A 19997-nucleotide genomic window follows, 5' to 3' on the forward strand; every position below is an offset into this window, starting at 1 on the left:
CGCTCGAACCGGCAACGTTCACGGCAGCCTGGAGAAGATCGAGGGCACCAGCGGGCGATCAGAGACGAAGGCCGTGAAGTGAAGGTGAGTCTGCTGCCTGGTACCGCCCCGTCACTTCCACCGGTCGGCGACCCCTGCGGGGTGGCCGACCGGTGCGCGCATCCCGACGGCGTCCCGGCCGTCCCGCGAAGACAGCCGGGCCCGCCGGAGCCGACCACCCATGGTGTCGTCCACCGGGCCTGCCGCTATCGAGGTGTGATCGCCTTGACCCAGTCGTCGACGGTGACCACATCCGCCCACTGCGGGAACAGCCGCTCGATGAGGACCCGGTGCACCTCCGGGTCGGTGTCCAGACAGGCGTCGGAGAGTACGGTGAGGCCGAAGTCCAGGTCGTTCGCCTGGCACAGGGTGGACAGCACCACAGCGCTGGTGGCGATGCCGGTGAGCACGAGGCTGTCGATACCGCGCGCCCTCAACACCACGTCGAGATCGCTGCCGGAGAACGCGCTCGCCCGTCGCTTGGTGACCACCACGTCGCCCGGCCGGGGCGCGACCTCGGGGTGGATCTCGGTGCCTGGTGCGCCCTCGACGTAGAGGCCGGCCCGTGCGATGGCAGTGAGAGCCCTGTTGCGCGTGCCGACTTCCGGGAAGCCGGGACGTAGCGCGATGACCACGTAGATCACGGGAGTGTTCGTGGCCCGGGCCCCGTCGATCGCCCTGCGCAGGCGTGGGAGATATCCGGATTCGCCGCCGACGATGTCCACGATGGCCCGTTGGACGTCCATCACGAGAAGGGCGCTGCTCATGTCGTCTCCAGGAACGAAGTCGGTGCGACGTTGAAACGGGCCGAGTTCTGATGTTCGAAGCCTACGCGGCCTCGGGCACGGTGGTGGTGCGCCCGTCGGGCAAGACGGCACGGAGACAGGCGCTCGGCCGGCGGTGGGAGGCGGCGATCGACGGACACGCGGCTTCCCCTGCCGGCTCATCCGTGACCGACCAGTTTCCGACGGCGCCGGTGCAGGCACCGTGGCCTTGCAGGGCCCGGCTTCGTCCGCGTGAGCCACGGAACCCACCTGGGCACCGCCCCAGCCGCCGCGCCGGCCGTACTCGGAAGCCTCGGTCCCAGTGCCTCGACCGGAGAGGACTCCGCCGGGCAGGGAAGTCCCGCCGGCTCTGCCGCGGTTGGCCGGCCTTGCGTCGAGCCGTAGCGGGGAGGGTCGCCTGTGGGTGCTGTGGGTGCTGTGGGTGCTGTGGGCGGCTGGAGCGGTCACGGCCTGCGCCTCCAGCGGTGATGACGTGTTCGAGGGCGCCGATGTCCGGGACCGATGGCGCGAAGGTCTGCGGGCCGGTGAGTACGAAGTCGACTGCCCGTCCTGCGACGTCGGCATGTTCATCGTGATCGGCGCGGAGGGCTGCCTCTCCGCCCGTGACGACCACTCCTTGCGCGAGGCGGAGAAGGGGCCTCTTCGTCCGTCGATGCCGCAAGAGTCGGAGGGCCTGGCGAAGCGCCTGCACGACCGGGCCCTCGCGGACGGGCAACCGGTCGTGACGCGTGGTCTGCCGCATCTGTTCGGGCGAGCGGTCTGCCCGGACCGCGGGACCGCCTTCTCGGTGGCTGACCGGATCGCCGCACACTGGATGCCGTGACGATCGATTCGGCAGCCGATCCCACCCGGAACTCAGCACGTCCACTCGTACTTGGCTGAGCGATGCCACACGGTTTCATCGGGCATGACCCACTGCTTCACGTGCGTATCCTCCTGACCGGCCACCGCTGGTCCGGTCTCCTCGCGGAACTGCCGCGCGCCGGCCGGTACGCGCGGTTTCCTCGGCGGAGCGCACGGCGCCCTCCTCGTTGCCGGCCTCGCCGGACGCGTGGCGGCTGATGCCTCCGTCGCTGTTCTCCCGTTTGGCCAGTAGGTATCCCATCTCCGTGCGGTTCTTTGCCCCGAGTTCGGTCTTGAGACGTGCCACGTGTTCCGCGGTGCTGCGCAGGGACAGCCCAAGCCTTTTGGAGATGTGCTTGTCGGGATGCCCGTTGATCAGCATTCTGATGAGCGCCTCACGGAACGGCATGCCCACTTCGGTGGCTGCTCGCGCCGCGTGGGTCGGCTGGAAGGGGTGGCCGACCGCTCGCGTCCAGTGACGCTCGTACATGTCGACCAAGAACGAGACGGCGACGGGTTCCCTGATCACCACCCCCCTCGCGTGAGGATCCAGCATCGAGATGAACGCCGCGGACCGGTCGACGATGATGAGTTGCCTGAAGAACTCTTCCAGGGTGCGCACCTTCCCGCCCGCGATGCAGATGTCCAGGGCGAATCGTTTCGCCAACTCATTGAATCGAGTCGTATGCTGACATATGACTCCCACGCTCACGTTGCGAGCCAGGGCGGGCTGCAACGCTCGCGACAGCTCCTGAAGAACTTCCTGGGGGAACTGGGCCCCCGGCAAAGCAACGAGAACCTCGCTTTTCGCGTGAGCGATCTCGTGGCTGACGGCTTGGGGTCCGGACCTCTGCCGGTCCTGTCCGTTCGATGTCACCGGCGGCCGGTCCGCGGCTGCCGGCAGGTCAGGTCTTGATCGCACCACCGACAGGAAATCGAGGGCGCGCTCTTCCAGGTCCTGGCCCAGCGCCCCGGCCACCGAGTGATAGGCGATCCGGTCGAGAACGGGGACGAACCCCCAAGGCGTTCCCTGCAGCAGTCCCAGAGAGGTCATCTGCTCCATCAGCGACGGGTCATGCTGCGTGGTCAAGCCTCCCTGGGACAGAGCGTCGTGAAGGACTCGCCATGCGGATGACGCGGTCTGGCCGGCTTCCATAGCTTTTCCCTTCCCACTGCGTGGTGCCGTCGCGCCGGGCAGATGACCAGTCATGGGTGCTGCCGAAGGTGCGAACCGGTGCTGGAGACGGTGTGAGACGCGGGCGCGGCAACCTCGTTACGTCGATAGCCGGCGCACGAGGCGGCTGGGCAGGATGACTGATGAGGGTGGCTGATCTGCCATCATGGAGAGCAGGAGACGAGCCATTTCCTCTCCTATGCGGTTCCAGGGGTGGCTGATGGTCGTCAACCGGGGGCGAGCGGCCGAGACGGAGTCGTCGAATCCGCCGACAGCGACGTCCCGGGGAACGCTTCTGCCCTCCTCGTGCAGCGCTTCGATGGCCCCCTCGGCCATGTGATCGCAGGCCACTAGTACGGCATCCAGATCCGTGACACGTGCCAGTAGCCGGTGCATGGCCGCCCTTCCCCCCGCTCTGGTGTAGTCACCGTTTTCGACCAGGTGGTCGTCGATGGCCGTCCCGACTTCGGTCAGGGCCGCGCGGTATCCCTCCAGGCGGTCCTTGCCGGTAGGAGAGTCCGACGGGCCGGAGATCACGGTGATCCGTCGGCGGCCGGAGGCGTGCAGATGACTTGCCATGGCGTAAGCGCCCTCGAGGTCGTCCGTCATCACACGGCCGACGCGGCGGCCGACGCCTTCGGAGCGTCCGTACAGGACTGTCGGGAGAGCGCCCTGACCAACCAGCCAGTCGGGGAGAGCGTCGAAACGGTGAGGGATGAGCAGCACGCCCTGCACGCGGCGCCCTGCGATATGCCGGTCCAACTGGCGTTGCTGGGCTTTTCCCTCCTCCGTGCCGACGAACACTACTTCCACGCTCATCTCGTGCAGGGCCAGGGCGCGGACGCAGCCGCGGAGGATCTGGAGGGAGTCGGACTCTCTTGGAAGGGGCGTCCTGAACTCGGTGATCACCGCCACCACGGAGCCTGTCTGCCGGGTGACCAGGCTGCGCGCCTGCCGGTTGGGGATGTACCCCGTGGCGTGAATGGCGTCCTCCACGGCTCGTTGCGCCGTGGGGCTGACGTAACGCGCGCCGTTGAGGACCCGGGAGACCGTGGCGTGGGAGACGCCCGCGACGCGAGCCACCTCATGGATCGTGGGTTCGCGCTTGCGGGGAGAAGCACTGACCACAACGCCCTCCTCTGCCTGGCCTGTTGACCTGTGCACGTTCACAGGTGCCTCGGAGAGAGTAAGCGCTTACCGAAGAGATCAAGCTACTTTTGGCCAGAAGTGGCCGCTACCTTCTGTTCGCGATCACCTTCGGAGCATCGCGCTGCGTGATGAGGGGTGTCGGTGAGTGGTTCTCGTCGCGCCGCGGCCGGGCGGGCGAGGTGGTGTGCCTGCGGCATATGGCTGACGGCAGTTGGGGGTGGTTGCCGCTGGTCAGCCCGCTACAGGTGGGTGGATCTGGCAGTTTTGAAGGGATATGTCCCCCGAGTCGACGGTGCGCCGACAGCGCGGATGGAGGGGGCGAGGTCCCGAAGTCGGGTCCGCTTCGGAAGGTGTCTCATTCAACCGCCTGGTTGATCATGGGTGGTTGACAGGAGTGCGCACGGGAGGCTCCGGTTTCCGGGGCCCGGCGTCTCACTCCTGACTGGTGATCCTGACGTAGTAGCCATCGGGGTCGCGCACCCGGAAATCCGTGAGTCCCCACGGGCGCCGCTGGAGCGGGGCGGCGAGCGGCCAGCCTGCTTCGGTGGCCCGGACGTGCTCGGCGTGGACATCATCGACTTCCAGCACGATCTCCACTCCCGTGGGCACGTTTCGAGCCTCGATGTCAACGGCTCTCCACGGCCGCGCCGCACCAATGCGGACACCGTCCCGGGCGACGCCCGCGTACGGCCAGTCACTGGTGCGACGGTCATCGGTGAGGGCGAAGCCCAGCACGCGGGTGTAGAAGTCGGTGAAGGCGTCGAGGTCTTCGACGAACACTTCGATCCGCAGGGCTGCAGGCATGGACCCGTTCTCCTTCTTCGGTCGCCGGCCGAGGCGCGGGTGAGGCCGTCGTGGCGTCGGAAACGCGCCTTGGTGGAAGAGAGAATACCGATCACGTTCGTCCGGCGAGCGGCGGAGAGCGGGCGCCGGTGGTTCCACGCCCGGACCGGCCCTTGCGCAAGCCCCATGAGGGCGGCATATTTCAGGGACGCTCCGGTCGCCGGAACGACCGTAATCTCCTTAGGACGTGCGAAAATGGATCAGTCCACGTATCGGTACGGCCCTCATTTCTATGACGACCCAGAGGTCTTCTCGCGTTACCAAGAGGAGCGGAGCGGGATCGACGAAGGGAATGCGACGCTCGAAGAACCCTACGTCTTCGATTACCTGGAGAGCGTGGTTGGTTTTTCGGTCCTTGATCTCGGTTGCGGGGACGGGCGGTTCGGGGTGGAGATCACCCGCAGAGGGGCCGCGCGCTATCTCGGTGTCGACGGGAGTTCCAAGATGTTGGAGCTCGCGTCCCGCCGGCTCCCAGGGGCATTACTGGCCGAGGCGGATCTGAACGACTGGGAAGCGCCGGAGCCCGGGCAGTGGGACATTGTCACGGCCCGCATGGTCGTGCACTACCTTGATGAACTGGATCGATTCCTCACCGAGGTTCGACGTGCGCTCGCTCCCGGCGGCCGGTTCGTGATGTCGGTCGAACATCCCGTCGTGACGTGCGCATATGAAGGGGAATGGGCGTCGGGCATCGCCCGGCGCATGAACGTCGAAAGGTACTTCAAAGAAGGCGGTAGGAACTGCGCCTGGCTCGGCAGCTCGGTTCGAAAGCAGCACCGTACGCTGCAGACGTACGTGACCAGTCTGTTGGCCGCGGGATTCCTCGTGACAGGTGTTTCGGAGGGGGCCCCTCGCAGGGAGCACTTCACCGACGGCGACACGTATGCCGCGCGGCAGGACGTCCCCATGTACCTCGTGCTCCGAGCGGACGTGCCTGCGGCCCGCTGAGCAAGAAGTGCTGGACAGGGCGCGGATCGGCACCGGCTGCACCCGTTCATGTTCATGCACTGCGTCAATGTGAGGGATCCCGGATCGATCATCGGCCTGCATCCTGGGGCGGGACACGGAGCGCAGTGTCCCGCCTCCCGACGTGGCCGGGCCGCAAGCAACCGGTATACGAATGGATGGCGCCCAGATGACAGGCAAGGTGGCTGAGATCGATCAAAATCTGATCTTTGACATCGGAATGCGGGACGGTGAGGACTCCGCCTTCTATCTCGCGAAGGGGTTCCGGGTCGTCGCGATCGAGGCGGACCCCTCATTGATTTCACAGGCGCGGCACAGATTCGAGCGGGAAATCGACAGAGGGTGGCTGCATCTCGTCGAGGGTGCCGTCGTGCCAGACGCGTGGCGTGCCGACGGAAAAGAAAGAGTCCGATTCTTTCGAAATCCAGTGAACCCCGACTGGGGCACGGTGCTCGAGGAGTGGACCCAGCGCAACCAAGTACTCGGATTCAGTCGGACAGCAGAAGTGACAGTCGACGTGGCCGATCTGGCAGAACTGATCGAGAAGTTCGGAATGCCGCATTACATGAAGATCGACATAGAGGGGGTCGATGTGGACTGCCTCCGTACTCTGTCACAGTTCGAGCGCCGCCCCAGGTTTGTCTCGATCGAGTCGGAGAAAAGGTCATTCGCTCGGCTGGAGTGCGAAATCGACTTGCTGGCCGAGCTCGGCTACACCTCCTTCAAGGCGGTCCAGCAAGGACGTGTGCACCGGCAGCGCGAACCCCGGCCGGCGCGTGAAGGAAATTACGGCGGCTATCCGTTGAAGCTGGGGTCGTCCGGGCTCTTCGGCCGGGAGATTCCCCATCGATGGAAGAACCAGGAAGAAGTGCTCGGACAGTATCGGCGTATCTTCCGGAATTACCGTCTGCTGGGTGACTCCTCGTTCCTGGGGCGGCGCCGTTCCGGACGCCGGCTTCTGCGGAACATGAGCGCCTTTCTCGACAACTGCGGGCTCGACGTGCCCAGGCCGGTACCGGGGTGGTATGACACGCATGCCAGGCATCAGGATGCGCTCTAGACGTACGGAAAACACCGGGTCGGCTCTCCGTTTCCTGGTCTGGCTGCACGCACGGCAAGTCCGAGGGCAACTCGCGGGCGTCGTATGGGGGTTTCTCGCCATGTCGACGAGCGCGGCACTCGCGTTGGCCTCGGGCCAGGCAGTGCAGGCCCTCGTCAACCGTTCGGGAACCGGCCTGGCGGCGGCCATCGGGTGGGTGGCGCTCCTCGGCACGCTGACCGTGCTGAGTGATGTCATGCTCAGCCGCGTGGCCGTCACCAACTGGGTCACGGCCACGGTCCGTGTGCAGCGGCTGCTGGCGCGCAAGGTCCTTGAGCTGGGTGCCACGCTCGAACGAAGGACGACGGCCGGTGAGGTGGTCGCCGTGGGCACCAGCGATGCGGAGAAGATCGGCTGGTTCGTCGAGGCCACGGCCCGGTTCGGAGCGTCCCTGGCCGCCTGTGCGGCGGTGGTGACGATGCTGTTCGTGAACCAGCCCGTACTGGGCCTGGTGGTGGCGGTGGGAGTTCCGCTCCTGGCCGTCTCCTCCCTGCCGCTGATTCCCGCAGCGACCCGGCGCTTCATCGAGCAGCGGGTCAGGGCGGGGCGGGCCGTCGAGCTGGCGTCGGACATTGTCGCGGGACTGCGCGTCCTGCGCGGTGTCGGAGGCGAGGAGCTCTACCTCGCGCGGTACCGCTCCGCATCGCAGGCCGTGCGCCGGGCCGCCGTACACAGCGCGCACATGTCGTCGCTGATCGTCGGCCAGCAGGTGCTCCTGCGCGGGCTCTTCGTCGTGACGGCGGTCTGGTGCGGCATCCAGATGACGCTGGACCAGCGCATGTCCGTGGGCGACCTCGTCACGTGCTACGGCCTGGTCGCTTTCCTGATGACACCACTGGCACAGTTCGAGGAGATCGCCACAGCGTGGATCGTCTCCCGGCCGGCCGCGGAACGCGTGGCGCGACTGCTCGCGCTGCAGCGCGAGCAGGAAGGGATCGCAACGGAACCACCCGTGACCGGGGCCTGCGACGCAACCGGTGACCTGTACGATCCGGCCACGGGTCTCAGGGTACGAGCAGGACAGCTCACCGCGGTCGTGTGCGGTGACCCGGACACGGGTGAGCGGCTCGTCGAACGGCTGGGAGGACACAGCTCGCCGGCCGGCGAGACCGGGGCTCCCTCCGCGTGCCGGGGAGCCGCGCCGCTCGGCGCGCCGACGCCGGAGGCGGCCCGCCGAGCGGTGTTGCTCCAGGGGAAGGACCCCGTGCTGTTGTCGGGAACGGTCGAGGAACTCCTCGACGTCCCCCGCTCAGGAGCCGTCTCTGCCGACCAGGCGCTGGACGCGGCCCAGTGCGGCGACGTACTGGAAGCGCTCGCGCACGCGTCGGCGACCCCGGTGGACGATCCGGTGCTCGTCAGGATCACCGAACGCGGGCGCTCTGTCTCGGGCGGTCAGCGCCAGCGGCTGGCGCTGGCACGGTCGCTCGTCACCGATCCCGATGTTCTGGTCCTGGACGAACCGACCAGCGCTGTGGACGCCCATACGGAGGCGCGCATCGCGGAGTCGTTGAAGAGGATCAGGAAAGGGCGCACCACCGTGGTATTCACCTTCAGTCCGCTCCTTCTCGACCGCGCGGACCACGTGGTCCTCGTGGCCGACGGCCGCGTACGCAACAGCGGCTCGCACCGCGAACTCCTGCTCACCGCCCCGGAGTACCGGGCGCTGGTCGTGCGCGACCCGGGGCGGGCCGGGGAACCCGCGGACCAGGGAGGGCCGACGTCATGACAGTGGCTCTGCCGGTTGCCTCCGCCGCGCAGATACGCGCGTATTTCCGGGAGTCGGTACGCCGGCACCGCCATGGGTTCGCACGGCTGATCACCATGAACGCCGTCGCGGTCTGCGCGTCGATGGCGGCCCCGTTCCTGCTCGGTCGTGTCGTCCGCGACCTGGCGCAGCACTCCGGCCGGGTGCCGTCCGCGTCGACTCTTGGAGTGTTCCTCGCCGCGGTCCTCGTGCAGGCGCTGTGCACGCGGCGGGTACGCACCGACGGGGCGGTGCTCGGAGAGCGGATGCTGGCGGAGCTGCGCGAGGACTTCCTCGCCAGGACCGTGAAGCTTCCGCCAGGAGTTCTGGAGGGCAGCGGGAGCGGCGATCTGCTGTCACGCATCACCACGGACGTCGACCGGCTGTCCAGCGCCCTGCGCGAAGCCGTCCCCCAACTGGTCATCTCCCTGGTGTGGATCGGGTTCCTGCTCGGCGGGCTGGTCTGGACCGAACCTCTGCTCGCCCTGCCGGTGCTGTTCGTTCTGCCGCAACTGCTGTGGGTATGCCGATGGCATGCCCGGCTGGCCCCGAGCGCGTACCGCTCCGAATCCGCGAGTTACGCGTCGATCTGCGCGACACTCGCCGAGTCGATCGACGCCGCACGGACCATCGAGGCCCACCGGCTCGGTCCCCGGCGCCTCGCGCGGTCGGAGGAGCACATCCGGGGCTGGACGGGGTGGCAGCGGGTCACGATGCGGCTGCGCAGTGTGCTGTACCTGGTCATCAACGGCACGCACGTGCTGCTGCTCGTCTCGGTCCTGGCCACGGGTGGAGTGGCGGTCCTCCGGGGCCGGCTGGATGTGGGAGCGCTGACGACCGGCGTGCTCCTCACCCAGATGCTGGTGCAGCCGGTCGGCCAGACGCTCCGGTGGTACACCGACCTACAGGTGTCCCGGACCTCCCTGTCCCGGCTCCTCGGCGTACGGGACCTGCCCCACGCGCCGGTCCGCAACGCCGCGGACCCTGACGGCCGGGAGCTGTGTGCCGACCAGGTGCATTACAGCTACCAGGAAGGGCGCGACGTCCTGCACGGAATATCCTTGCGGATCCCTCCCGGCACGCGCCTGGCGCTCGTGGGCCCGTCCGGCGCGGGAAAGTCCACGCTGGGGCGACTGCTGGCGGGCATCCACGCTCCGTCCAGAGGGGAAGTCACGCTGGGAGGAACGGAACTGGCGCGTATCCCGACCGAACGGCTGCGCACCCACGCGGTGTTCGTCAATCAGGAGCACCACATTTTCACCGGCACCCTGCGCGACAACTTGCTTCTGGCCCGAACGGCGGCGGACGAGGCCGAACTGTACGGCGCCCTGAAGGCGGTCGACATGGCCGCGTGGGCGCGCGGACTGGAGCACGGGCTGGACACCGAAGTGGGGCAGGGCGCCCTGTCGCTGACCCCGGCCCAGGCCCAGCAGGTGGCGCTGGCCCGGCTGATCCTGGCGGATCCGCACATCTTGGTGCTGGACGAGGCGACCTCGATGCTGGATCCGGGCGCCGCACGTCATCTGGAGCGATCGCTGGCTCGGGTGCTGGAGGGCAGAACCGTGATCGCTGTCGCCCACCGGCTGCAAACCGCCTACGACTCCGACCTGATCGCAGTGGTGGAACACGGGCGGATCACGGAGGTGGGCACCCACTGCCGGCTGATCGCCGCGGGCGGCCCCTACGCGGCGCTCTGGCGCTCCTGGCACGGCGGCGACGGAGAGCGGCCCCCTGCGTAGTCCGCCGCCCGCCGCCCGCGCGAGCACCGGCGGGCGGGCTCGGGCTCGGGGGCACGGGCTACGCGGATCCGGTCAGGACTTCTCGAATCCGAGGTCGGGGGTGTCGGTGAGCAGGACGCGGTGGTCGGTCGTGCCGTGCAGTTCCAGCAGAACGAGGCCGTTGGTGCCGGGGTGCAGGAGGGGTGCGGGAACGTACAGGGCGCGCTGCGGGCCGCGGTTCCAGTAGCGGCCGAGGTGGAAGCCGTTGACCCACGCCTGGCCCTTGCCCCAGCCGGGCAGGGACAGAAAGGCGTCCGCGGGGGTGCCGACCTCGAAGGTGCCGTGGTGGAAGGCGGGCCCGGCGTCCGTGTCCGCGCCGGCCGGGGCGAACGGCACGGCGCCCAGGTCACCGAGGGGGAGGGGGTGGCAGTCCCAGCCGTACAGAGCAGTGTCGTCGAAGGTGACCGGTCCGAGCAGGCCCTTGGGCGCTCCGATGCGCGGCCCGTAGTTGACCCCGCCCATGTTTTCCACGAGCACGTCCAGCGTGGCCCCGGGGCGGGACACGCGCACGGGCAGGGTCTCCTCGTGCCGCTCGCGTTCGAGTACGCCGACGGGGGCGCCGTCCACGAACACCTGGGCGCGGTCGCCGACGCCGCCCGTGAAGTGGAGCAGGCCGTCGCCTGCGGCAGGGACGGTGGTGCGGTACAGCACGTATCCGGCCCGCTGTCCCAGTTCGTCCATCGTGACCGGGGCGTCGGTGTGGACGGCCTCGGCCAGGGCTCCCACGTGAGGCAGCAGCGGGGCCCGGCGGTCCAGGACGACGGTGGTGGGCGAAAGTTTGGCGCCCGCCGCCGGGACGGGCTCGTCGGGCACCGGTGAGTGGCGGGCGATCACCTCACGGAAGGCGTGGTACTTGGGACCGGGGTCGCCGCACTCGGTGAGAGGGGCGTCGTAGTCGTACGAGGTGACCGTGGCCGAGTAGGCGTGGTCGTGGTTGGCCCCGTTGGTGAAGCCGAAGTTGGTGCCGCCGTGGAACATGTAGATGTTGACGGACGCGCCCGCCGCGAGCAGCCGTTCCAGGTCGGTGGCGGCGTCCGCCGCATCGCGCACATGGTGCGGTTCTCCCCAGTGGTCGAACCAGCCGATCCAGAACTCCGAGCACATCAGGGGCCCTTCGCCCTGGTGGGCCCGCAACTGGTCCAAGTTCTGGCCGACCCGGCTGCCGAAGGTGCCGGTGGCGAGGACACCGGGCAGGCTGCCGGCGGTCAGGTGTTCGCGGTTGGCCTGGTCGCAGGTGAACAGCAGTTCCTCGATTCCGCGCGAGCGCAGCGCCTGCTCCAGGTGCTTCAGGTAGCTGGTGTCGTCACCGTAGGCGCCGTACTCGTTCTCCACCTGTACGGCGATCACCGGGCCGCCGGAGGCCGCCATGTGCGGCAGGAGCGGGGGCACCAGAAGGTCGAGGTAGCGGTCGACCGCGTTCGTGAACCGTGGGTCGTTGCTGCGCAACCGGATGTCCGGATCCGACGTGAGCCACGCCGGCAGCCCGCCGCCGTCCCATTCGGCGCAGACGTACGGCCCCGGGCGCAACAGGACGTGCAGCCCTTCGGCCCGGGCCAGTCCCAGATAGCGCGGCAGGTCGAGGATGCCGTCGAGCACGAGGGCACTGCCGGGGTCGGGCTGGTGGAGGTTCCACGGTAGGTAGGTCTCCACCGTGTTGAGCCCCATCAGCCGCGCTTTGCGCAGCCGGTCGGCCCACTGGTCCGGGTGGATCCGGAAGTAGTGCATCGCGCCGGAGATGATCCGGAACGGCTCGTCGCCGAGCAGGAAACCGTCGGACGATGTCGTCAGAGCAGGCATGCGGGGTTTCCCTTCAGCCGGGGGAGTACGGGTCCGGCGTGATCGGTGGGTGCGGTCAGCGGGTTGCGGTGGAGCGTGTGGAACGGATCAGCCAGAGGGTCACTGCCAGGCAGACAGCCGAGATGGCGCCCAGCAGGAGCGGCACCGCGCGGACACCGGACCACTCGATGGCCTTTCCCAGTGCCGGTCCGGCGACCACGCCGCCGACCATGGACGCGGCGATCACCAGGGCCCCGGCGCGCCGGGCCCGCGGGGCCGCCTCGTTCAGCCAGGGCAGTCCGGTGGGGAAGATCGGCGCGATGAACAGCCCGACACCGGCGTAGGCGTAAGGGGCGAGCTCCGGCACCGCCGCGAGCAACAGGCAGACCGTCATGCCCGCGCACGAGACCGTGATGATGGACTGGGCCGAGAAGCGCAACGCGATCGGTGCCACCAGGAACCGGCCGACGGTCATCATCAGCCAGTACACGGAGGTGGCGGTCGCGGCGATCCCGGCGCCGTAGCCGACCGTCTCCAGGTGGGTGGGTTCCCAGCCGCCGACGCCTGCCTCGATGGCCACGTGCAGGACGTAGAGGGTGACGAACATGGCGAGCACCGAGCCCAGGCTGCGGCCGAGAACTTGCCTGTCGGCGGTGTCCGCGGCCGCGGAGCCGCCGGGCTGTGGTGCCCGGTTCCGTACGCCCCGCAGGCACAGGAGCAACGGGAGGTTGGCGAGCGCGAAACCGATGAAGATCGCCGGGTAGCCGGCGGCGCCGACCGCGCCGATGAGTGCGGGACCGAGGATCGCGCCGATGCCGAAGTGGGCGTTGAGGACGTTCAGCATGGCGGTCGAGCGGTGGCCGAACCCGGTGGCGAACAGTTGGTTGAGCCCGTAGTCGATGCCGCCGAAGCCCAGCCCGGCCAGCAGCGCCATGGCCAGGGCGACGGGCCAGTTCGGCGCGAGGGCGAATCCGGCCGCGCCGACGGCCATGAGCAGGTAGGAGGCGCCGAGGATCTGCCGGTTGCCGACCTTGCCGAAGAACCGGTCGAACAGCAGCACTCCGGCCACACCGCCGATGAAGTGGGCGCTCAGTCCCAGCCCGGCGGCCGAGGGGGAGAGGCCGAACTCCTCGCGGAAAGCCGGGATCGCCGGCCCGTACAGGGCCTGGAGCGCGCCGATGAGCACGAAGCCCGCGCAGGACGCGACCACGGCGGCGGAGCTGAACACCGGTGCGCCGGGCGACTCCTGCGTCGTCGCGATCCGCTGTGCGGTCGGTTGGTCGCTCACGTGCTCTCCAGATGACGGCCCACGATCTCGTGGGCGAAGGACATGATCGTTCCCTGCGGGCTGATGCCCGGCGCGCCGGGGAGCACACTGGCGTCGCACAGGTACAGGTTGGTGAACCCGTGCGGTCGCCCGGCCTCGTCGCAGACGCCGCCGCGCTCGGGCAGGGCCATGGGGCAGCTGGCCATGCCGTGGACGGACACCAGCTCCCAGTCGCCGGGCCGCACGCGCGCGCAGTACGCCTCGACGTCGGCGTCCGTGCGCAGCGGCCCGGCCGCGCCGGTCGGCGGCAGGAGTTCCACGGCGCCCGCCGCGAACAGCAGCTGCGCGGTCCTGCGGAACGCAAGGCGCAGGGCGTGGTGGTCGGCCCGGGTCATGCCGTGCCGCAGCAGTGGGGTGCCGCCCACGATCGCGGCGATCCCGGCGTACCCCTGCATGCGCACCTGGGTGGTGAACATGCCCAGGTGCGCGCGGGCCGAAAGGAATTCGTCGACCAGGTGCGGCTCGCGGCCCGCGAGTGCGGCGCCCAGTCCGCCGGGCGTCAGGTTGGACGGCATGACGAGCATGCCGAGCGCGGAGTGCTCCTGGACCTGGGCGGTGAACATGGTGCCGCGTACCGCGTCGACGACCCGCGGGAACCGGGCGATGGTCCGCAGGTTGAGGTGCAGCGCCAGCCGGCGCCCGGCGGTACGCCGGTGAATGCCGCTGCGGCGCAGCAGCACCGGTGTGCCGATGGGGCCGGCGGCAACGAACAGGGTGCGGGGGCGGTAGCGGACACGGCGCCCGTCCGCACCGGTCGCCTCCACGCCCCGCACCACGCCCTGATGGTGGGTGATCCGGTCCACCCGCACACCGGGACGGATGCGGGCCCCCAGCTCCTCCGCCCGGGGCAGGTACGTCAGTGCCATGCTCTGCTTCGCGCCGCTCGGACATCCGGTGGCGCACTGGTTGCGGTGCTCACAACCGCGCACCACACGCTGCGGATGCTGCCAGCGCCAGCCCAAGGACTCGGCGGCGCGCGCCAGCAGCCGCGAGTCCTCGTTGCCGTCCCCGTGTTCCTGCACGATCATGCCGAGACGCCGCTGGACATCGGCGAAGTGGGGCCCGATGACCGGTGCGCGGTAGCTTCCGTACCCCGACCAGGCCGCCCAGCGGTCCAGCACCGGGGGCGAAGGCTCCCACAGCAGGCCGCCGTTGACCACTGTGGTGCCGCCTACGACGCGGGCCTCACCGTAGGCGATGGTGGGAGTGCCGAACACGGCGGTCGCCCCGCCGTTGCGGTACAGGCGGCGCATCGACTCCGCCGGGCTGGCTTCCAGCAGATCGCGGGTGCCGACCCGGGGGCCTTCTTCCAGGACGGTCACGGACCGCCCCGCGCGGACCAGCTCGAGCGCTGCGACACTTCCTCCCGCACCGGACCCGACGACCAGGGCGTCGCACTCCACCTCGGTGGTCCGGTCGGTGCGCCGGACACGTGGGCGTACCGGCCTCATCCGAAGCTCTCCTTCGCGTGTGCGACCCGCGGGGAGGTGCCGTCCAGGGCGCCGTAGAGCGCCAGGGCCGTGGTGGCGCGCAGCAGTTCACCGCAGCCCGGCAGGGAGCGGAGCCGGCCCGCCGCACCGCGCACCACTTCGGGGGCTGCGCGGTGCACGCTCTGGCGCGTGAGCGCGTAGAAGGCGGCGGGGAGGAGCCGCAGTGCCGCGGCGACGGCCCACCGGTAGCCCGCCGGCATCCGGTTGATGCTCTCGGTGGTGTGCCGGACCGCCCGCTCCCGTGCCGGGGCGGGGCGCAGCGCTTCGTACTGTGCCGCCCAGCACGCCGGAAGGCCGGAGGCGCGCAGGGCGTGTTCGGTGAGGATCAAGGGGTCACCTTCTCCCGTACGAGGCCGGCCAGGAGGCGGGCGGCGCCCTGGTCGAGCACCTCGTCCAGGGCGTTCACGAACAGATCCGCCTCGTCGGGCTGCGCCACCAGCGGCGGCGAGACGACGAGGGCGATGGCGCGGTTGGAGCCGAAGAAGGTGAGGATGCCGTGGTCGCGGTACAGGGCGGCGACCACGGCGCCGGTCAGCAGCTTCGGCACGGCCTGCGGGTCCTTGGCCACCGACGTGGGCAGCAGCGAGCGGACCTTGTCCGGCACGTTCGGGCCCGGGGTGAGGAACACACCGTGCAGGGCGCCGCGCCCCTTGACCTCCCGGACCAGACGGGGATGGCGGGCGGCGACCTTGGCCAGTCCCCGGGTGAGGTGCTCGCCCAGTTCGCGGGCGCGTCCGGGAAAGTCCTCCTCCACGGCGATGGCCACGGCTTCCAGTGCGGTCGCGGTCTCCTCACCGAAGCCGTAGTACGTCGTGCTGTGCAGAGTGGCGTCGGACAGGTTGTCGTACGCGGCGCGGAAGACCGGTTCCCGGGTGACGTAGGCGGAGATCGAGGCTTTGCCGCCGCCGAACGACTTGGACGTGGTGACGATGTCGGGTACCAGACCGGGGTGGTGCATGAAGTGGAACAGGGCCCCGGTTTTGCCCCAGCCGGTGTACACCTCGTCGAAGACCAGGATGATGTCGCGTTCGGTGCAGATCCGTCGGAGCTCGCGCAGGAACTCCGGGGAACACTCGCGGAGGCTGGAGGCGCTGAACGGTTCGATGACGACGGCGTACACGTCGCTCTCGCCCGAGGCGCTGGTGTGCCGGTCCAGGGCCAGCAGAAAGGAGTCGAGATCGTCATAGGCGAAGGTGTCCGTGCCGGGGATCTGCGGGTAGGGGAAGTGGATCTCGGGGGAGGCGGTCAGGCTGCCGGCGCCCAGGAGCTTTCCGTGGAAGGCGATGTCCGTGTGCAGGATGGTGCCGCGGCGGCCCCGGTGGTATTTGTAGGCGAGTTTCACCGCGCCTTCCACCGCTTCCGCACCGGAGTTGGGGAAGTAGCTGATGTTCAGGTCCCCGGGCAGCAGGGCCGCCAGATTGTGGCTGAGCGCGGCCACATAGGGCGAGAGGTAGTTCTTGTGCACCTCCATACGCTGTGCTTCCTGGAAGCGGCGCCGCGCCGCGAGGACACGCGGATGGTTGTGCCCGTGGTTCAGGACACCGACACCGCCCGTGAAGTCGAGGATGCGGCGGCCGTCGCGCAGGTGGATCCACGCACCCTGGGCGTGGTCGACCTGATCGCGGCCGAATCCGAAGGAGCCGATGAGGGAGACCTGGCTGCGGCTGACGTGCCGGCGGTACAGGTCGTGCACCTGCTCCGTGGTCATCGCCTCGGCCTGGCCGAGCGTCATGAGGTCGGTCATTCCGGCTCCCGGGCGGGGTGGGTGGAGGCAGTGGAGGCAGCGGAGGAGAGGCGATCGGCGATGAGGAGCCCGGTCCGACGGCCGTCACGCACGGCGTAGTTGGTTCCGCGGTCCTCGGGGAACACCTGCGCCATCCCCGCGAGGTACAGGCCCTTGACGCGCGACTCGACCGGCGGCATCACACGCGTGTAGTGCGGGGTGATCACAGGCTGGGCGTACTCGGCGCGCCAGACGTGGTAGCGCTCGACCCAGCCGCGGTCGAAACCCGGGAACATGCGCTGGATGTGCGGCAGGCTGTGCTCGAAGACCTCCTCGTCGGACATCCGGTACAGCTCCGCGTCGGTCGGCAGGTACTTCGAGAGGTAGACGATGTGCTTGCCGTCGTAACGTTCGGGGTCGTCGAGGTTCGTGTGCTCGATGACCCCGACGTAGGGGAAGTCGGGGTCGTTGACGTTGAGCCAGTACGTGTCGGACAGCCGGCGGTTGTTCTCCAGCACCAGGCAGACGTTGCCCAGGTACTCGACGGCCGACCAGCGCCGCCTCAGCTCCGGCACCGCCGGGTGGTCCGCGCCCTCGTGGTCCAGCAGTGCGCCGGCCAGTTGCGGGGCGGCGGTGACGAGGACCTGGCGGGCCGGGTGGAAGACCCCGCCGGCCGTCACCCCGCTCACCCCCGCGTCCTCGGTGTGCACGGCCTCGGCCGTCACACCGGTGCGGATGTCGACGCCCAGGGACGCGAGACGCTGCTGCAGCGCCGTCAGCAGGGCCTCGCAACCGCCCTTGACGTAGTACAGGGTCTCCTTGCCGGAACGGGTCCGGCTGCCACCGCGCAGATGCAGCTTGGTCCACATCCAGGTGGCGCCCACCTGGTCCGCGTACTTTCCGAACTTGCCTTCCAGCAGTGGCCGCCAGACCACCTCGTACACCCGCCGCCCGCCGAGCGACACCAGCCACTCCTCAGCGGTGTGCGCCTCCAGCTCGCGCCAGTGCTTCACCCGCCGGGCACGCAGGGCCAGCAGTCCCAGGCGGAACCGGTCCCGCAGCGGCAGCGGCGCGAAGCGCAGCAGATCCAGCGGGGCGGAGAGCCGGTAGACCGAATTGGCGTAGTACATGCCTGTGCGGGTCTCATGGGCTTCGAGCAGATGGGATATCCCCAGGCTCTCGCACAGCCGGATCATCTCCTCGTCGGAGGAGAACCAGTGGTGGTAGAAGCGCTCCAGCCGCTTGCCCTCGCCGATGTCGAAACTCGCCGCGAGTCCGCCGACGCCTTCCTCCCGCTCCAGGACGCGTACGCTGTGACCCTTCCCCGCCAGTTCCAGCGCGGCCGCCAGGCCGGTGAAACCGGCCCCGACGATGACAACGTCCACGGGTGCGGCGGACACAGAGTGCGTACTCACAGGACGACACGCTCCTTCGTCGGCAGGGGCCGGAGGGCCGTTCCGAGGTGTTCTTCGACGACGTAGTGGGGGCGGCCCTGGGCCTGGCGGTATATGGCGTGCAGGTACTCGCCGATGGCTCCCAGCGCCAGTGCTTGGGCAGCGAACGCGCCGGGCCTGACGAGTAGCTTCGGATCACGCGTGACGGCGGCGGCGGCCGTGCCGCACACCAGCGCGGCGGCCCCCAGGTAGGTGGGCAGGCGCAGGGGCGCAGCTGATCCGACCAGTAGTCCGCTGCGGGCCAGGCCCAGCATTCTGCGCAGGTCGTACTTGGACTCGCCGGCCAGCCGCGGATCACGGTCGTAGGCGACGCCGGTCTCCGGCAGGCCGAACCAGCTCACCGCGCCGCGCAGGTAGAGGTCCTTCTCGGGCAGTTCGGCGAGGAGCGCGACCACTTCGCGGTCCAGCAGTCGGAAGTCACCGGTGTCCAGGGCCGGACCGTGCTCCGAGAGCGCGTTCAGCACGCGGTAGTACGCGAAGGCGCTCAGCTTTTTGAACACGGATTCCCCCGCGCGACTGCGGCGTCGGGCGGACACGACGGACCAGCCCTCACACCACAGGGCCACCATTTCCGCGATGAGCTCCGGCGGGTCCTGCAGATCGGCGTCGATCACGACAACCGCGTCGCCCGAGGACTCCCGCAGGCCGGCCAGGCAGGCCGCCTGGTGGCCGAAGTTGCGGCTCAGCTTCACGCCCCGCACCGTGCGGGACCCCTCTGCCAAGGACTCGATGATCTGCCATGTTCCGTCGACGCTGCCGTCGTCCACGTAGATGTGCTCGTACTCGAAGCCCACCAGCCGGTCGAGGGCCCGGGTGAGCCGGGCATGAGTGTGGGCCAGGACCTCCGCTTCGTTGTAGCAGGGCACGACCACGCTGAGCATGGGGCACCGCTCGTTGAAGACGCGTCTCTTGTGCGGCACAGCACAACCTTTCGCATTTCGATAGCGGTCACCGTGTCGGCCAACGGTTTCGGGCGGTTTCCTGCAAGCGGAACATACCCGGCCCGCGCAAACCCCTTCACGGACCTGCAGGAAAATGCACTGCGAGATCATGAGGGGTTCCCTGTTCGTTCTTGTCCTGCATGATCAGGGCCTGTTGTCATGCCGATGCATTGGGGGCGGGACATGGAATATCCGGAGAACGAAGGAAGAGAGCCCGTAGCGGGTTGGGCCACAGTGCGCCGGCGCGTAATTCTGCCGCGGCACAATTGCGCAGGATCGCGCACGGCGGAGCTGGTCACGTTCGACGGTCTCCGGGACGGCCGGGAACACATCGCGCTCATCTGGGAGTCGGATGAGACCATGCCGTTGGTGCGCATCCATTCCGAATGCCTGACCGGCGATGTCTTCGCCTCGACGCGCTGCGACTGCGGAAAGCAGCTCCAGGAAACGATGGAATTGATGGGCCGGAAAGGCGGGATCTTGCTGTACATGCGGCAGGAGGGCAGGGGGATAGGTCTCTACAACAAGATAGATGCCTATTCGCTGCAGGACGCCGGCGCCGACACCGTCGACGCGAACACTGAACTCGGATTCCCGGCCGACGCCCGCCGGTACGACGTTGCCGCCGACATGCTCACCGCGCTCGGCCACCGGGAAGTCGATCTGGTCACCAACAACCCTGAGAAGGTGTCCGGGCTGACGCTGTCCGGAATCACCATCAGGGAACGGGTGGGAACCGGCCTTTTCGTCTCCTCGGACAACATCGGCTACCTCCGGACGAAGCACCACCGCATGGGCCACTTTCTCGCACTGGACGATCAGGCGCCCGAGCCCGTCCCAGCCGTCGGATGACACCGCGGAGGACC

At 68.9% G+C, this 19997-nt stretch carries 17 protein-coding genes; 6 read left to right on the forward strand and 11 right to left on the reverse strand.

Translation table 11 applies throughout. From position 1 onward, the window contains the following. Positions 1 to 245: 245 nt before the first annotated feature. Complete coding sequence (locus ACWDZ4_RS19695) at positions 246 to 806, reverse strand: cysteine hydrolase family protein (RefSeq protein ID WP_451509664.1); 561 nt, start codon at positions 804 to 806, stop codon at positions 246 to 248. Between the two features lie 421 nt (positions 807 to 1227). On the opposite strand from ACWDZ4_RS19695, the gene ACWDZ4_RS19700 reads away from it, so the two are divergent. After that, positions 1228 to 1647 (forward strand): hypothetical protein, encoded by a 420-nt coding sequence (locus tag ACWDZ4_RS19700; RefSeq protein WP_451509665.1) that lies wholly within the window; start codon positions 1228 to 1230, stop codon positions 1645 to 1647. A gap of 75 nt (positions 1648 to 1722) precedes the next feature. Here ACWDZ4_RS19700 and ACWDZ4_RS19705 read toward each other — a convergent pair whose 3' ends face one another. The 3 genes from ACWDZ4_RS19705 to ACWDZ4_RS19715 form a co-directional block, all read right to left on the reverse strand. Next, positions 1723 to 2757: a hypothetical protein gene (locus ACWDZ4_RS19705; protein ID WP_451509666.1), complete on the reverse strand. Its 1035-nt coding sequence runs from the start codon at positions 2755 to 2757 to the stop codon at positions 1723 to 1725. A 183-nt stretch (positions 2758 to 2940) separates the two neighbouring features. After that, on the reverse strand, positions 2941 to 4011 hold the full coding sequence (locus ACWDZ4_RS19710) for a LacI family DNA-binding transcriptional regulator (RefSeq protein ID WP_451509667.1): 1071 nt from the start codon (positions 4009 to 4011) through the stop codon (positions 2941 to 2943). Positions 4012 to 4422: 411 nt separating this feature from the next. Continuing rightward, entirely contained in the window at positions 4423 to 4794 is a 372-nt protein-coding gene (locus tag ACWDZ4_RS19715) for a VOC family protein (RefSeq protein WP_451509668.1), read from the reverse strand. 234 nt (positions 4795 to 5028) lie between these two features. On the opposite strand from ACWDZ4_RS19715, the gene ACWDZ4_RS19720 reads away from it, so the two are divergent. From ACWDZ4_RS19720 to ACWDZ4_RS19735, 4 genes are all read left to right on the forward strand, one after another. After that, entirely contained in the window at positions 5029 to 5781 is a 753-nt protein-coding gene (locus tag ACWDZ4_RS19720; RefSeq protein ID WP_451509669.1) for a class I SAM-dependent methyltransferase, read from the forward strand. Between the two features lie 187 nt (positions 5782 to 5968). Further along, positions 5969 to 6859 (forward strand): FkbM family methyltransferase, encoded by an 891-nt coding sequence (locus ACWDZ4_RS19725; RefSeq protein ID WP_451509670.1) that lies wholly within the window; start codon positions 5969 to 5971, stop codon positions 6857 to 6859. A 100-nt stretch (positions 6860 to 6959) separates the two neighbouring features. Then, positions 6960 to 8624, forward strand: coding sequence for an ABC transporter transmembrane domain-containing protein (locus tag ACWDZ4_RS19730; RefSeq protein ID WP_451509671.1), 1665 nt, complete (start codon positions 6960 to 6962; stop codon positions 8622 to 8624). Continuing rightward, positions 8621 to 10381, forward strand: coding sequence for an ABC transporter ATP-binding protein (locus ACWDZ4_RS19735; protein WP_451509672.1), 1761 nt, complete (start codon positions 8621 to 8623; stop codon positions 10379 to 10381). The genes ACWDZ4_RS19730 and ACWDZ4_RS19735 overlap by 4 nt, the downstream gene beginning before the upstream one ends. Positions 10382 to 10453: 72 nt before the next feature. Here the strand turns inward: ACWDZ4_RS19735 and ACWDZ4_RS19740 are convergent, their stop codons facing one another. From ACWDZ4_RS19740 to ACWDZ4_RS19770, 7 genes are read right to left on the reverse strand one after another with little or no spacing between them, the layout of a single operon-like run. Beyond that, entirely contained in the window at positions 10454 to 12217 is a 1764-nt protein-coding gene (locus tag ACWDZ4_RS19740) for a beta-galactosidase (RefSeq protein WP_451509673.1), read from the reverse strand. Positions 12218 to 12272: 55 nt separating this feature from the next. Beyond that, positions 12273 to 13484, reverse strand: coding sequence for an MFS transporter (locus tag ACWDZ4_RS19745; protein WP_451509674.1), 1212 nt, complete (start codon positions 13482 to 13484; stop codon positions 12273 to 12275). Then, on the reverse strand, positions 13481 to 14974 hold the full coding sequence (locus tag ACWDZ4_RS19750) for a GMC family oxidoreductase N-terminal domain-containing protein (RefSeq protein WP_451509675.1): 1494 nt from the start codon (positions 14972 to 14974) through the stop codon (positions 13481 to 13483). The genes ACWDZ4_RS19745 and ACWDZ4_RS19750 overlap by 4 nt, the downstream gene beginning before the upstream one ends. Continuing rightward, a complete protein-coding gene (locus tag ACWDZ4_RS19755; protein ID WP_451509676.1) occupies positions 14971 to 15342 on the reverse strand; it encodes a hypothetical protein in 372 nt (123 codons plus the stop codon). Before ACWDZ4_RS19755 ends, ACWDZ4_RS19750 begins: the two co-directional genes overlap by 4 nt. Next, entirely contained in the window at positions 15339 to 16757 is a 1419-nt protein-coding gene (locus ACWDZ4_RS19760) for an aspartate aminotransferase family protein (protein ID WP_451509677.1), read from the reverse strand. Before ACWDZ4_RS19760 ends, ACWDZ4_RS19755 begins: the two co-directional genes overlap by 4 nt. Then, positions 16754 to 18151 (reverse strand): NAD(P)/FAD-dependent oxidoreductase, encoded by a 1398-nt coding sequence (locus ACWDZ4_RS19765; protein WP_451509678.1) that lies wholly within the window; start codon positions 18149 to 18151, stop codon positions 16754 to 16756. Before ACWDZ4_RS19765 ends, ACWDZ4_RS19760 begins: the two co-directional genes overlap by 4 nt. Next, complete coding sequence (locus tag ACWDZ4_RS19770) at positions 18148 to 19110, reverse strand: glycosyltransferase family 2 protein (RefSeq protein ID WP_451509679.1); 963 nt, start codon at positions 19108 to 19110, stop codon at positions 18148 to 18150. Before ACWDZ4_RS19770 ends, ACWDZ4_RS19765 begins: the two co-directional genes overlap by 4 nt. Before the next feature lie 180 nt (positions 19111 to 19290). On the opposite strand from ACWDZ4_RS19770, the gene ACWDZ4_RS19775 reads away from it, so the two are divergent. Then, positions 19291 to 19983 (forward strand): GTP cyclohydrolase II, encoded by a 693-nt coding sequence (locus ACWDZ4_RS19775; RefSeq protein ID WP_451509680.1) that lies wholly within the window; start codon positions 19291 to 19293, stop codon positions 19981 to 19983. Positions 19984 to 19997 lie beyond the last annotated feature (14 nt).

The organism is Streptomyces sp. NPDC003016, assembly GCF_053591455.1.